General features: G+C 62.9%; 10 protein-coding genes. 7 read left to right on the top strand and 3 right to left on the bottom strand.

The window, feature by feature from the left end; all coding sequences use genetic code 11:
- Positions 1–24: 24 nt before the first annotated feature.
- From ABIE35_RS11280 to ABIE35_RS11270, 3 genes are read right to left on the bottom strand one after another with little or no spacing between them, the layout of a single operon-like run.
- Positions 25–1,527, bottom strand: coding sequence for an FAD-dependent oxidoreductase (locus tag ABIE35_RS11280; protein ID WP_354514941.1), 1,503 nt, complete (start codon positions 1,525–1,527; stop codon positions 25–27).
- On the bottom strand, positions 1,524–2,396 hold the full coding sequence (locus ABIE35_RS11275) for an FAD:protein FMN transferase (protein WP_354514940.1): 873 nt from the start codon (positions 2,394–2,396) through the stop codon (positions 1,524–1,526). The genes ABIE35_RS11280 and ABIE35_RS11275 overlap by 4 nt, the downstream gene beginning before the upstream one ends.
- Positions 2,397–2,400: 4 nt before the next feature.
- Positions 2,401–2,892, bottom strand: a complete 492-nt coding sequence (locus tag ABIE35_RS11270) for an FMN-binding protein (RefSeq protein WP_354514939.1) — start codon at positions 2,890–2,892, stop codon at positions 2,401–2,403.
- 217 nt (positions 2,893–3,109) lie between these two features.
- Here ABIE35_RS11270 and argS point away from each other — a divergent pair, with 217 nt between their 5' ends.
- The 7 genes from argS (at position 3,110) to prfA (ending at position 13,437) form a co-directional block, all read left to right on the top strand.
- Complete coding sequence (gene argS / locus ABIE35_RS11265; RefSeq protein WP_354514937.1) at positions 3,110–4,774, top strand: arginine--tRNA ligase; 1,665 nt, start codon at positions 3,110–3,112, stop codon at positions 4,772–4,774.
- 4 nt (positions 4,775–4,778) lie between these two features.
- Positions 4,779–6,251: a diaminopimelate decarboxylase gene (gene lysA / locus ABIE35_RS11260; RefSeq protein WP_354514935.1), complete on the top strand. Its 1,473-nt coding sequence runs from the start codon at positions 4,779–4,781 to the stop codon at positions 6,249–6,251.
- Positions 6,244–7,560 (top strand): homoserine dehydrogenase, encoded by a 1,317-nt coding sequence (locus ABIE35_RS11255; RefSeq protein WP_354514933.1) that lies wholly within the window; start codon positions 6,244–6,246, stop codon positions 7,558–7,560. The genes lysA and ABIE35_RS11255 overlap by 8 nt, the downstream gene beginning before the upstream one ends.
- Entirely contained in the window at positions 7,561–8,664 is a 1,104-nt protein-coding gene (gene thrC, locus ABIE35_RS11250) for a threonine synthase (RefSeq protein WP_354514931.1), read from the top strand.
- 2 nt (positions 8,665–8,666) lie between these two features.
- Positions 8,667–9,641 carry a homoserine kinase gene (gene thrB, locus ABIE35_RS11245; RefSeq protein WP_354514929.1) on the top strand — a complete coding sequence of 325 codons (975 nt, stop codon included), beginning with the start codon at positions 8,667–8,669 and terminating at the stop codon, positions 9,639–9,641.
- Between the two features lie 302 nt (positions 9,642–9,943).
- Positions 9,944–12,112 carry a transcription termination factor Rho gene (gene rho, locus ABIE35_RS11240; protein ID WP_354514927.1) on the top strand — a complete coding sequence of 723 codons (2,169 nt, stop codon included), beginning with the start codon at positions 9,944–9,946 and terminating at the stop codon, positions 12,110–12,112.
- Positions 12,113–12,363: 251 nt separating this feature from the next.
- Positions 12,364–13,437: a peptide chain release factor 1 gene (gene prfA, locus ABIE35_RS11235; protein ID WP_354514925.1), complete on the top strand. Its 1,074-nt coding sequence runs from the start codon at positions 12,364–12,366 to the stop codon at positions 13,435–13,437.
- Positions 13,438–13,458: the final 21 nt, after the last annotated feature.

The raw sequence follows: 13,458 nt of genomic DNA, 5'->3' as shown, positions 1-13,458 counted from the left end.
GACCATCCGGACCGGCCCCTGGCGTCAGTACCCGGCGAACGAATCGACGTGGATACGGCGCGCCCCTGCAGAGCGGGCAGCGGCACGCAGTGAATCAACACTCGCTGGTGAGCCGGAAACGAAAACTTCCCGATCCGCAACGTCAGGGACCAACTCCTTAAGGCGCTCAGCGTCGATTCTGGCGGCACCGGCGTCGACCATGAACGCCGGGGGAGCGGAACCGTCCGCCAGCCTGGCGATAACCCTGGCCCCGGAGGCTTCCAGCTGCTCCACGCCGGCCAACTCATCGCGACCCTTGGCGAGGTACATCACCACGGTGTCGCGAGGCGCGGTGCCAGCGGACAGGTGCGAGAGGAAAGGCGTAATACCGATTCCTGCAGCGATCAGCAGGACCGGTTTGCCGGCGTCGTGCGGTAGGACAAAGTCCCCGCCGACGGCCGTGGCGGAGAGCTTGTCGCCGGGCTTCAAAGCCAGCAACGCCTTCTTTGCCGTGGACAGCGGCTCGGCCGTGCCAACTCCAAAGGTCACTTCCGGGGCGCCCGGGGCGCTGGTGATACTGAAGACCCGCCGGCGGCCCTTGCCGTCGGAAGCCGGGTGCGGCAGGTTGAGCTCCATGAACTGGCCTGCAGCAAACCGCACTGGGCGCTGTGGCTCAAACCTGAACTCCGTGCTGCCCGGAGTCAGGGCACGCGAGCCCTTGAACGTCAGCTCCACCCCGCCCCGTTGGCCCAGGAAGAAGGCCAGGAGGTTGCCCAGCAACAAAGCGAGCTCGGGGGAGTTGGCAACGAAGCCGAAGTTATAGGGAACCGCAAACACAACACCCACCACACCGGCAAGCGCCAGCTGCTGCCAGCGGCGCGGAGGGAGGGTGAGCGGCTCCGAGAGCATGAAGCCCACGAAAAACAGCAGAGGCCTCTGCGCCAGGGACTGCCACAGTGCCTGGCCAAACGTCATGCTGCGGCTCAGGAGCTCCACCGTGATGATGCCAGCAGCCACCACCAGGAAGACCGTTGCCATCAACATTTTTCGCGTGCGGTACAGAACAACCAGCACACCTGGAACCAGGAGCCACAGCATTGCAGGGGTCGCAGCCCACCACGTGGCGATGTTCAACCCCGTCAGGCCAGTGACGAACGCCCCGGCCGCGGCTGGATTGAAGATATGCCGCCCACGGAAGGCCAGCGCATATTTGGAGACACTTGCCACCACGCAGGCCAGGGCTACGCCTGTCATGTCAGTGACTCCGAAGGCAGGCCAGAACAGGAAATAGAGCAGCAATCCCGTAATGAGGGAGGACTCCGTGTGTGGCTTGACGCGGAAGATCAAGGCCAGCAGCCGGTTGGAGGCGTATGTCACCGTCAGGCAGAGCGCCAGATGCACCAGCATCTCCGGGAGGCCGAACGTGAGCCAGCCCAGAATGTTGAGGAGCATGCTGTACGCCACCAGCGCACCCAGCACCCACAGAATCAAGCGGTACATCGTGAAGCGGCCCAACCAGGTGTCTACGCGGGACTTAGCGGCAATCATGTGAACAGTCTCCCCTCGAAACGGTGCGAAAACGTGGCGGCACCACTGGAGGACACCCTGAGCCAGGAGAAGTCGAACTCATCCTGCAATTGGGCCGGTTCAAGCATGAACAGCGCAGTGGCCACCGCATCCGCCACCAATGCGCTCGCAGCCATGGTCCAGGTAGCCACCGTGGTGTGGATGGGCCGGCCCGTGGTCCCGTCCAGGACGTGATGCAGGCCATCGCCCCAGGCACGGCGGTTGGAAGCCGAGGCACAGAGTGCTGAATTGTGGAGCTCGACAGTGCCAATGGCCTGGCCGGGACTATAGGGATGTTCCAAGGCGACCACCACAGGATCGGTTCCCGCATGGAGCATGTCGCCGCTCCCATCAACCAGGAATTCAGCATGGCCGGTTGACTGCAGGATCCCACCCAGCAGGTCCACCAGCTGCCCTTTCCCCGCAGCCCCAATGTCCAGGACCACGGCTTCGGTGGTGGTCAGGGTCGTATCCGTCCATTCAAGGACGTCCTCCCAGCGTGGCGGGGGCTGGGGATCTCCGGAGGGGGCCAGCGTGTAACCCGGATCGTAGCCAAGCCGTTCCAAGCTGCTGCCGATGAGGGGAGTCATGGCGCCCCCGCTGAGCCGATACAGGACGGCGTAGACGTCATGAAGGGCTACGGCATGCCCGGGCAAGATAATCTTGCCCGGTTCGCGGGACAGGCCGGACACCAGGGAGTCCGGCCTGAACCGCGAATACGTCATGTCATAGTCACCGACTGTCTCCAGCAATCGTTGCCGCACCGCGGGTGCCAGTGCCTCCGGCGTCGAAATCTCCCAGCGTGTCCCGATGCCGTCAAAACTGAAGGAGCTCCAGTCCGCGTGCGGCATGGTGCTACTTGGCCTGGGACTTGATCTGTTCCACGGCTTCGTTGAACCCGCCGGACGTCAAGGAGGAACCAGCCACCTTGGAGACATTGAGTTCGTCGATGTTCTTGCCAACAATCTGCGCCGAAATGCCGCTGGCGAACTCGCCTTGGAACTTTTTGGTGTTGGGGTTCGAAGGGTGCGTGGTGATGTTGACCGCGGAGACAGTGTCACCGGCAAGCGTCAATTCCACGCCCACGGTCTCCTGGCCGTTGGGGGAGGTGTACGTGCCGTCGGCGCTGTAGGTGCCGTCCTTGTACTCGGAGGTGCCCGCGGCAGTGGAGCCGGAAGCGGTGGATGAAGAGGTGGGGCTGGACGTGCTGGCCTGGCCGCCATTTTCGGCAGCCGGCGTGGATTCAGCGGACGGGGACTGTGCAGATGGCGCGCAGCCCGCCACAGCACCGATGAGTGAAAGGCCGGCAATTCCAGCGAAAATGCTCTTGCGGAGTGGCGTAGTCATGGTTCTGCTCGTTTCAACTGGACAAGAAATGGTCATGGGATTGGTGCTCGCGGAATGGCCGACGAGGCCACCTCCTACGTGTTCACAACGTTGAATTCAGCGTAATGGTTCAGTCTGTGCCACCTGCCAGTCGTTTCTGTGTGCAGGCTGTGACCGGATTGTCCACATAAGCGACCCCCAATTCCGCGACTTTGCGGGCCCCCGGTAGGCTAGAAGCGTGACTCCCGAAGAACTCTCTGCTGCCATATCCGCCTGCCTTAAGGACGCCGTCTCTACCGGCGAAATTACCTTGACGGAATCTGCCGTGCCCGATTCCGTGCGAGTGGAGCGACCCAAGAACCGGGACCATGGAGACTGGGCCACCAACATCGCCCTGCAGCTCTCCAAGCAGGCCGGCATGAACCCGCGCGAATTCGCCGGCATCCTCAGCAACCACTTGCAGGGCATTCCCGGTGTTACCGGGGTGGAAATCGCTGGTCCAGGCTTCCTGAACATCACCGTGGATGCCGCCACCGCCGGCGCCCTCGCCAAGGCCATTGTTGAGGCCGGCGCCAGCTACGGAACCAACCAGGCGCTCGCGGGTCGTGTGGTTAACATGGAATTCGTTTCCGCGAACCCCACGGGACCGCTGCACATTGGGCACACCCGTTGGGCAGCCTTGGGCGATGCGATTGCCCGGGTCCTGCGCGCCTCCGGTGCAAACGTCACCGCTGAGTACTACATCAACGACGCCGGCTCGCAGATGAACGTCTTTGCCAACTCTGTCCTTTCCCGGCTGCACGGCCGCGGCGTCCCTGAGGGCGGCTACCCGGGTGAGTACATCCGGGAGCTCGGCGACGAAGTCCTCAACGCACACCCCGGCATCCGGGAACTGACGGACGAGGCCGCCCTCCCCGTGATCCGTTCCGCTGCCTATGAGGCACAGATGGCGGACATCAAGGCGACCCTGGCGGACTTCGGCGTAGAGTTCGACGTCTTCTTCTCGGAGAAGGAGCTGCACGACGCCGGTGCGATCGAATCCGCCGTTGCCCGTCTTCGCGAGCAGGGCCACGTCTTCGACGACGGGGGTGCCGTATGGCTGCGCACCACCGACTTCGGTGACGACAAAGACCGCGTCATGATCCGTGCCAACGGCGAACCGACCTACTTCGCCGCGGACGCTGCCTATTACCTTTCCAAGAAGGACCGCGGGTTCACTGAGAAGATCTACCTGCTCGGCGCCGACCATCACGGATACATCAACCGCCTGAAGGCCATAGCGGCCTGCGCGGGCGATGATCCTGAGGTCAACATCGAAGTCCTCATTGGCCAGCTCGTGTCCGTCAACGGCGCCAAGCTGTCCAAGCGTGCGGGCAACATCATCGAGCTCAAGGACCTCATCTCCTGGCTGGGCAAGGATGCCGTGCGCTACTCCCTGGCCCGGTTCCCGGCAGACTCGCCGCTGACGCTGGATCCGGAGCTGCTGAAGAAGCACAGCAACGAGAACCCCGTGTTTTACGTGCAGTATGCCCACGCCCGTTCCCGCGGCACGGCACGCAACGCTGCCGAAGCCGGTGTAGAGCGCCAGGTTGATGGAGTGGATGCATTCGACGCATCGCTCCTGGACCACGCCACGGAAAACGAGCTGCTTTCCTATCTGGGCAGCTACCCGTCCATCGTGGCCAAGGCCGCTGAACTGCGGGAGCCGCACCGTGTGGCGCGCCACCTTGAAGTCATTGCCGGCGCTTACCACCGCTGGTATGACGCCTGCCGTGTGTCGCCGCAGGGTGACGATCCCGTCCTTGATGTGAACCGCACGCGCCTGTGGCTCAATGACGCCACCAGCCAGGTACTTGCCAACGGACTCGAACTGCTGGGCGTTTCGGCGCCGGAACGGATGTAGGGCAATGAACACAGCCGCTGATCACGCTTCTCCGCTTGCTCCTGAATGGTTGGCCGTACCTGGGGACCTCAACGCACTGCAGGAACCCATGTGGGCCGCCGGGGTCGGAAAGAACGACGCCGGTGAAGTCACCGTTGACGGGTTTTCCGTCAGCGAGCTCAAGGAACAGTTCGGAACTCCACTGTTTGTCATGAGCGAATCGGACTTCCGCGCCCGCGCCAGGGCGTTTAAGGATGCCTTCGACACCGCCTTCGCCGACATCTGCGGGGGAGTGGACGTCTACTACGCAGGGAAGTCCTTCCTGTGCACCGCCGTGGCCAGCTGGGTGGCAGAAGAGGGCCTGCGCCTGGATACATGTTCCGGCGGCGAACTCGCTGTCGCTGCACGTGCGGGAATTGATGGCTCCAACCTGGGGCTGCATGGCAACAACAAGTCGGACGCGGAGATCAACCGCGCCCTGGACATGAAGCTGGGCAGGATTGTGGTGGACAGCCTCGATGAACTCGAGCGGGTTGCCAAAATAGCTTCCAGCCGCGGCGAGGTTGCCAAGGTCATGCTGCGCCTGACACCTGGTGTGCATGCCCATACCCACGAGTTCATCGCCACCGCACACGAGGACCAGAAGTTTGGCCTCTCCATGGCGGAAGACTCCACCGAGGAAGCCGGCCTTTCGGCAGCCGAGGAAGCTGTGGCAGCAGCCACCTCCTACCCAAGCGTCGAACTGCTCGGCCTGCACTGCCACATCGGCTCGCAGATCTTTGAGCCGGATGGTTTTGCCGTCGCTGCGGAGAAGCTCCTGGGTTTCCTCGCGGCCATGCAGACCAAGTACTCCATTGTCTTGCCGGAACTGGACCTCGGGGGTGGCTATGGCATCGCGTACACCCCGGTGGACACCCCCCGCCCACCGGCCGAGATCGCGGAGGCAATGGCCGCCGTCGTGCGTTCCACATGCGCTGAGCTGGACATCAAGCCGCCGCGCATCTCCATCGAACCCGGCCGCGCCATCGTAGGCAGCACTACGTTCACGCTTTATGAAGTGGGCACCCTCAAGACCGTCCGGGTTGACGCCCCTGAGGGTGGGGATGGTCAAAAGAACGTTACGTATCCGCGCCGTTATGTGTCAGTGGATGGCGGCATGAGCGATAACGCCCGTCCGGTGCTGTACGACGCGGATTATTCGGCGATTCTGGCTTCCCGTGACTCCTCGGCGGCTCCCCAGCTGTCCCGCGTAGTGGGCAAACATTGCGAGAGCGGCGACATAGTTGTTAGAGATGTATATCTGCCCGCGGATGTGGCAGCCGGTGATTTGCTCGCAGTACCGGGTACCGGCGCCTACTGCTGGGCCCTCTCCAGCAACTACAACTACCTGGCACGGCCTGGCGTTGTCGCTGTACGCGACGGAGCTGCCCGGCTGATTGTCCGCGGGGAAACCGAAGAAGATCTCTTGAACCGCGACATGGGAGTGGCGAATGTCTGAAGTGCGAACCTTGAAGGTGGCCCTGCTGGGCTGTGGCAACGTTGGGGCCCAGGTCGCGCGGATTCTGATTGACGACGCCGATGCCCTGGCTGCCCGCAGCGGCGCCCGCCTGGAACTTTCGGGCATCGCCGTACGCACCATCGATGCCCGGCGTGACGTCGAACTGCCGCGTGAGCTTTTCACCACGGATGCCGACACCCTGGTCAAGGATGCCGACCTGGTTATCGAACTCATGGGAGGCATTGAGCCTGCTCGTTCGTTGATCCTGACGGCTATCCAGAACGGCGCATGTGTTGTCACCGGCAACAAGGCTCTGCTCGCGCAGGACGGCCCCACCCTGTACGAAGAGGCTGACAAAGCCGGCGTCCAGTTGTCTTACGAAGCCGCGGTAGCCGGTGCCATCCCCATCCTGCGCCCCATCCGCGACAGCCTGTCCGGCGATCGCATCACCAGGGTCCTGGGCATCGTCAACGGCACCACCAACTTCATCCTTGACCAGATGGACACCACCGGTGCCCAGTTCTCTGACGCCTTGGCCGAAGCCCAGCGCCTGGGATATGCCGAAGCGGATCCCACTGCCGACGTCGAAGGACACGACGCCGCTGCGAAGGCCGCCATTCTCGCGTCCCTGTCCTTCCACACGCGCTTTTCCCTTGACGATGTCTACTGCGAAGGCATCACCAAGGTCAGCGCGGCGGACATCGCCTCGGCCAAGGAAGCCGGATTCGTCATCAAGCTGTTGGCGATTGCCGAGAAGATCGACTCAGCAGGGAACGGCAGCGGCATTTCAGTGCGGGTCCACCCCACACTGCTGCCGCGGGAACACCCGCTGGCCGCCGTCCGTGGCGCCTTCAACGCCGTCTTCATCGAGGCGGAGAACGCCGGCGAACTGATGTTCTACGGGCAGGGTGCAGGCGGAACTCCTACCGCGTCCGCCGTACTTGGTGACCTCGTCTCCGCAGCGCGGCGCTTGGTCCTGGGTGGCCCGGGTCGCACGGAAACCACCACGGGGCACGTCCCGGCACTGGCCATCGACGCATCCAACACCAGCTATTACATCGGACTGGACGTAGCTGACCAAGCCGGCGTTCTGGCGCGGATTGCGCAAATCTTTGCGGAAAACGGCGTCTCCATCGAAATCATGCGGCAGACGATCCACCGCGACTCTGAGTCGAACATTGAATCGGCTGAGCTGAAGATCGTGACGCATCGTGCATCCGAAGCTGCACTCGCAGCAACCGTCGAGGCCGTCAAGGGTCTGGACGTCATCAATTCTGTGACATCCGTACTGCGGGTAGAAGGAGTCTAAGTGGCTCACCAATGGCGCGGAGTAATCCGCGAATACGCTGATCGTTTGCCCGTAACGGAAGCCACCAAGGTCATTACCCTCGGCGAGGGCGGCACGCCCCTGGTCCATGCCCGTCAGCTTTCCGAGCTCACCGGCTCAGAGGTGTACCTCAAGGTTGAAGGCATGAACCCCACGGGTTCGTTCAAGGACCGCGGCATGACCATGGCCATGACGGCGGCAGTTGAAGCCGGGGCCAAGGCCGTGGTCTGTGCGTCCACCGGTAACACCTCTGCCTCGGCAGCTGCCTACGCCACTGCGGCTGGCCTGAAGTGTGCCGTTTTGGTTCCCGAAGGCAAAATCTCCATGGGCAAATTGAGCCAGGCGATCGCGCACGGCGCCACTTTGCTGCAGGTTGACGGCAACTTCGACAACTGCCTGGACATTGCCCGCAAACTGGGTGAGTCCTACCCGGTGTTCCTGGTGAACTCCGTCAACCCCGCCCGTATCCAGGGCCAGAAGACCGGTGCGTTCGAAATCGTCGATTCACTCGGCGATGCTCCTGACATCCATGTGCTGCCTGTCGGTAATGCCGGCAACATCAGCGCCTACTGGAAGGGCTACAAGGAATATTCCGCGCCCTTCGAGACCGCCAACGGAACCTTGGCGGCTGTCTCCACCAAGACGCCTATCATGTGGGGCTTCCAGGCTGCAGGGGCAGCGCCGTTCGTTGCCGGACACCCGATTACAGAGCCGGACACTATCGCGACTGCCATCCGCATCGGCAATCCGGCGTCCTGGGACACCGCTGTTGCCGCCCGCGACGAATCCGGTGGCCTGATTGAGGCCGTCACGGATGAAGAGATCCTGGCAGCCCACCGCTGGCTGTCCGCCAAGGAAGGCGTGTTCGTGGAACCCGGCTCCGCTGCCGGCGTCGCGGGCCTCATCAAGAAGCACGCTGCAGGCGAGGTTCCCTCCGGAAAGACCATCGTCATCACGGTTACCGGTCACGGACTCAAAGACCCGCAGTGGGCCCTCCGCACTGACGATGGCAGTGATGTTCAACCTGTTAAGGTGCCGAATGACGTTGTCACCGTTGCCGCAGAACTGGGACTGGAAGAAAAGTAAGAGTGGAATCAACGCAGCCCACCGCGACTGATCGTGCGCTCGTCGCGGCAGGCCAGCGGCTGACCGTCAAGGTCCCCGGTACAAGCGCCAACCTGGGCCCCGGCTACGACAGCCTCGGCTTGGCTTTGTCCATTTACGACACCTTGACGGTGGAAACCCTCAGCACCGGGGAGCTCGAGTTTGAGCTCTCCGGTGAAGGGGCCGAAACCCTTCCCCGGGATTCCAGCCACCTCGTGGTGCGGGCCATTGATCTTGCGCTGGATCGCCTCGGCTACCAGCACTCCGGGCTGAAAATCACCGCGGACAACGTCAATCCGCACGGACGTGGCCTCGGATCCTCAGCTTCTGCCGTGGTGGCAGCGGTGACCGCCGCCAACGCCTTGGTTCCGGAGGAATCGCGGAAGGATCGCGATTGGATCTTGCAGTTGACCAGCGAGATGGAAGGCCACCCGGACAACGTCGCACCCGCTATTTTCGGCGGACTGGCGCTGTCCTGGCAGGACAGCGAGCAGTACAGCAGTACCAAAGCAGACGTTGCGCCTTCAGTCATTCCGGTAGTCGCGGTCCCGGACTTTGAGTTGTCCACGGAGACCGCACGCGGTTTGCTCCCTGCATCCGTGGGCCATCATGCAGCGGCCATGAATTCAGGACGCGCCGCCCTGCTGATCCACGCCCTCACGGCGCAGCCGGCCTTCCTCTTGCCTGCTACCGAGGACTACCTTCACCAGAGCTACCGTGCGCAGGCCATGCGTCCCAGCGCCGACCTCATCGCGGCGCTTCGGTCCGCAGGTCACGCGGCAGTTGTTTCCGGTGCGGGTCCCACTGTGATGGTGCTTGCCAACGGGGAACGCGACGCCGCCACTGCGAGTGATTTCATCCAGTCCTACACGGCGTCCAACACACCCGACATTGGCTGGCGCGTGATGACGCTGGCTGTGGACGTTCAAGGTGCTAGAGTGGAAGTGCACCGCCGGTAAAGCCGCGGGCAGTTCCCTGATTTCGGATCTCGGTGTTTCGCCGTACCTTTCGTCAACTGTGCCAACGTTGGTGGTGTCGTCTCTTTCCGGCCAGTCTCAGGTGCCGAGATCTCTCTGTTCCCTGAACCTACGGCCGGCAGTCCGGGCAACCGGATCCAGTGATGACGATCAGTATCCGGCCCTGTTGGCCACAATCCATCAGGCACGGCCCAAATCACCGGCTGCAGATCTGAACTGCAGCCCAGAACAAATCATCGCGTCCAGCTCTCGCTCTGGACGCCGTCGAGGGGGAAGGATCCTTCGTGACAGAAACCACTGAGCTGGCTTCAGCTGTGGACACAACATCTTCTGCTGCTGAGTCGTCAACAGCAGCAACCACCAAGAGCAGCGGCCTTGCAGGCCTGAAGCTCGCCCAGCTTCAGGCTCTCGCGAGCCAGTTGGGCATCTCCGGGGGATCGCGTATGCGCAAGGGGGATCTGGTTACCGCCATTTCCGCCCATCGCGCCGGCACCTCCACTACCAAGGCACCCGCCAAGGCCAGTGCCTCGGCAAAGGGAGCCACTGCGGTGGCCAAGGAAGCTCCGGCAGTGGATGCCAAGGCTGCAGGGGAGACCAAGGGTAAGGCTGCCGATAACGGTGCTGTTGCCGAGGCAACCTCCGAGGCTCCGGCCCAGGAAGCTCCCCGCGGTCGCGGTCGTGGCCGTAGCCGCCGCGCCACCAGTGATGGTGTGGTAGCTGCTGTTGAGGCCGCTGCTGCGCCCGCCGAAACCGCAGTTGCGCCGGTTGCTGAAGCACCGGCAGCACCTGAAGCGGCTGAGTCCGGCACCGAGCGTCGCCAGCCGCGCACCCGCAACCGCCGCCGTGGCGAAGCTGCTGCAGCACCTGCTGAAGCGGCAGAAGCCCCCGCAACCGAGCAGCGTGAGCAACGTGCTGACCGCACCGAACAGCGTGAGCAGCGTGCTGACCGTTCGGAACAGCGTGAGCAGCGCGCCGACCGTTCGGAACAGCGTGAGCAGCGTGCTGACCGCACGGAACAGCGCGAACAGTCGGATTCGGGCGAGCAGCGCGAACGCCGTGACAACACCCGCGGCCGCCGTGAAGACACCAACGATGGCGATGACACCGGCAACCGACGCAACCGCCGCAACCGTCGTGACCGCAACGACCAGAACGACCGCAGCGACCGTCGGGGAGGTCAGGACAGCCGTGACGGAAACACCCGCAGCGACCGCTTCCGCGACCGCAACGAACGTCGCCGTGGCCGTGCTCAGGGACCGGACGTCGACGACGTCGAGGTAACTGAAGACGACGTGCTGCTGCCCGTGGCAGGCATTCTGGACGTCCTGGAGAACTACGCGTTCATCCGAACGTCCGGCTACCTCCCCGGGGCAAACGACGTTTATGTCTCCCTGGCACAGGTCAAGAAGTACAACCTCCGCAAGGGCGACGCCGTCGTCGGTGCCATCCGTGCACCGCGTGACGGCGAAGACCGCAGCCAGCAGTCCGCCCGCCAGAAGTTCAACGCGCTGGTTCGCGTTACTTCCGTCAACGGCAAGACGCCGGAAGAGCTCAAGGACCGTGTCGAGTTCGCCAAGCTCGTACCGCTGTACCCGTCAGAGCGCTTGCGCCTCGAGACGGACCCCAAGAAGATCGGTCCGCGTGTCATCGACCTCGTGGCCCCGATCGGCAAGGGCCAGCGCGGCCTGATCGTCTCCCCGCCGAAGGCCGGCAAGACGCTCATCCTGCAGTCCATCGCGAACGCAATCACCACCAACAACCCTGAGGTCCACCTCATGATGGTGCTGGTTGACGAACGTCCCGAAGAAGTCACGGACATGCAGCGCACCGTCAAGGGCGAGGTTATTGCCTCCACCTTCGACCGTCCCGCTGACGACCACACCACGGTTGCCGAACTTTCCATCGAACGCGCCAAGCGCCTCGTGGAAATGGGCATGGACGTTGTAGTCCTTCTGGACTCCATGACCCGTCTGGGCCGTGCCTACAACCTGGCAGCACCGGCCTCCGGCCGTATCCTGTCCGGTGGTGTGGACTCCGCAGCCCTGTACCCGCCCAAGCGCTTCTTCGGTGCAGCACGCAACATCGAAAACGGTGGCTCGCTCACCATCCTGGCAACGGCCCTCGTCGAGACCGGCTCCAAGATGGACGAAGTCATCTTCGAAGAGTTCAAGGGCACCGGCAACATGGAGCTCCGCCTGTCCCGCCAGCTGGCAGACAAGCGCATCTTCCCGGCCGTGGACGTCAACGCGTCCGGTACGCGCCGCGAAGAGAACCTGCTCTCGCCTGAAGAAGTCAAGATCATGTGGAAGCTGCGCCGCGTCCTTTCCGGCCTGGAGCAGCAGCAGAGCCTTGAGCTGCTGACCAACAAGATCCGGGAGACGCAGAGCAACGTCGAGTTCCTCATGCAGGTACAGAAGACCACGCTCGGAGCGAAGTCGGATAACGACAAATAGCTGTGCTCTAACCGCTCAAAATATGCCGGCCCCGCCCCTAGCCGGGTAGCTTCCGATCTACGATCGGAAGCTACCCGGCTCCGGCAGGCCCGAAGCCACTCCCTGGCCGGCATATTTTGAGCGGTCTTTGTTTAAGGAATCCTTGGCCCGACACCACGTGAGGTCAGAAACGGCCCAGTGGGCCCCAGATGGGCTGTGCGTGACCCCACGATGCAGTTATTAGACTTGTAGAAGTCGAAAGAGGTTTGAAAATGTTTGAGTCCGTACAGGGATTGCTTGATGAGCATGCTGCTATTCAGGCGCAGCTGAGCGATCCTGCTGTTTATGCCGATCAGTCTGCAGCCCGGAAGTTGGGGCGGCGGTCTGCTCAGCTTCAGGGCATTGTGGAGGCGTACAACAAGTGGCGCGGTCTCAATGATGATCTGGAAGCGGCCAAGGAGATGGCTGACGAGGACGCCGAATTTGCGGCGGAGGTGGAGCAGCTGGAGGAGCAGATCCCCAAGGCTCAAGAGCGCTTGCGCCGTCTGCTGATCCCGCGTGACCCGGATGATGCCCGCAACGTGATCCTTGAAGTGAAGGGTGGCGAAGGCGGCGACGAGGCTGCCTTGTTCGCCGGTGACCTCCTGCGCATGTACATGCGATATGCCGAATCCCGCGGGTGGAAGACCGAAATGATTTCCGCCACGGAATCCGACCTTGGTGGTTACAAAGACGTTGCCGTCGCCATCAAGGGCAACTCAAACGATCCCGCGCAGGGCGTCTTCGCGCGGTTGAAGTTCGAAGGTGGCGTGCACCGTGTACAGCGCGTGCCCGTGACCGAATCCCAGGGCCGCATCCACACCTCGGCTGCCGGCGTGCTGGTACTCCCTGAAGTGGACGAGCCCGAAGAGCTTGAGATCAACCAGAATGATCTCAAGATCGACGTTTACCGATCCTCTGGTCCTGGGGGACAGTCCGTGAACACCACCGACTCCGCTGTCCGCATCACCCACTTGCCCACGGGCATCGTGGTGGCCATGCAGAACGAGAAGTCCCAGCTGCAGAACCGCGAGGCCGGCATGCGTGTTCTCCGTGCCCGCCTCCTGGCCCACCAGCAGGAACAGATCGACGCCGCCAACTCGGAGCAGCGCAAGTCGCAGATCCGCACCATGGACCGTTCGGAGCGCATCCGCACGTACAACTTCCCGGAAAACCGCATTGCGGACCACCGCACCGGGTACAAGGCGTACAACCTTGATGCCGTCATGAACGGCGACCTGGAGCCTGTGATCCAGTCGGCCATTGAGGCGGACGAGCAAGCACGCCTGGATGCCATCGGCGAATAGCTCCCTGCCGCATATCAACAG

The sequence above is a fragment of the Paenarthrobacter sp. 4246 genome (assembly GCF_040546855.1).
In the GTDB taxonomy this organism is placed as follows: domain Bacteria; phylum Actinomycetota; class Actinomycetes; order Actinomycetales; family Micrococcaceae; genus Arthrobacter.
This window is presented reverse-complemented; position numbering and strand designations above follow the sequence as displayed.

Bases quoted from the DNA above. Each gene is read 5' to 3' on its own strand.
- prfA (WP_354514925.1), top strand. From the start codon at position 12,364: ATGTTTGAGTCCGTACAGGGATTGCTTGATGAGCATGCTGCTATTCAG.
- ABIE35_RS11280 (WP_354514941.1), bottom strand. From the start codon at position 1,527: ATGATTGCCGCTAAGTCCCGCGTAGACACCTGGTTGGGCCGCTTCACG.
- ABIE35_RS11255 (WP_354514933.1), top strand. From the start codon at position 6,244: ATGTCTGAAGTGCGAACCTTGAAGGTGGCCCTGCTGGGCTGTGGCAAC.
- ABIE35_RS11275 (WP_354514940.1), bottom strand. From the start codon at position 2,396: ATGCCGCACGCGGACTGGAGCTCCTTCAGTTTTGACGGCATCGGGACA.
- lysA (WP_354514935.1), top strand. From the start codon at position 4,779: ATGAACACAGCCGCTGATCACGCTTCTCCGCTTGCTCCTGAATGGTTG.
- ABIE35_RS11270 (WP_354514939.1), bottom strand. From the start codon at position 2,892: ATGACTACGCCACTCCGCAAGAGCATTTTCGCTGGAATTGCCGGCCTT.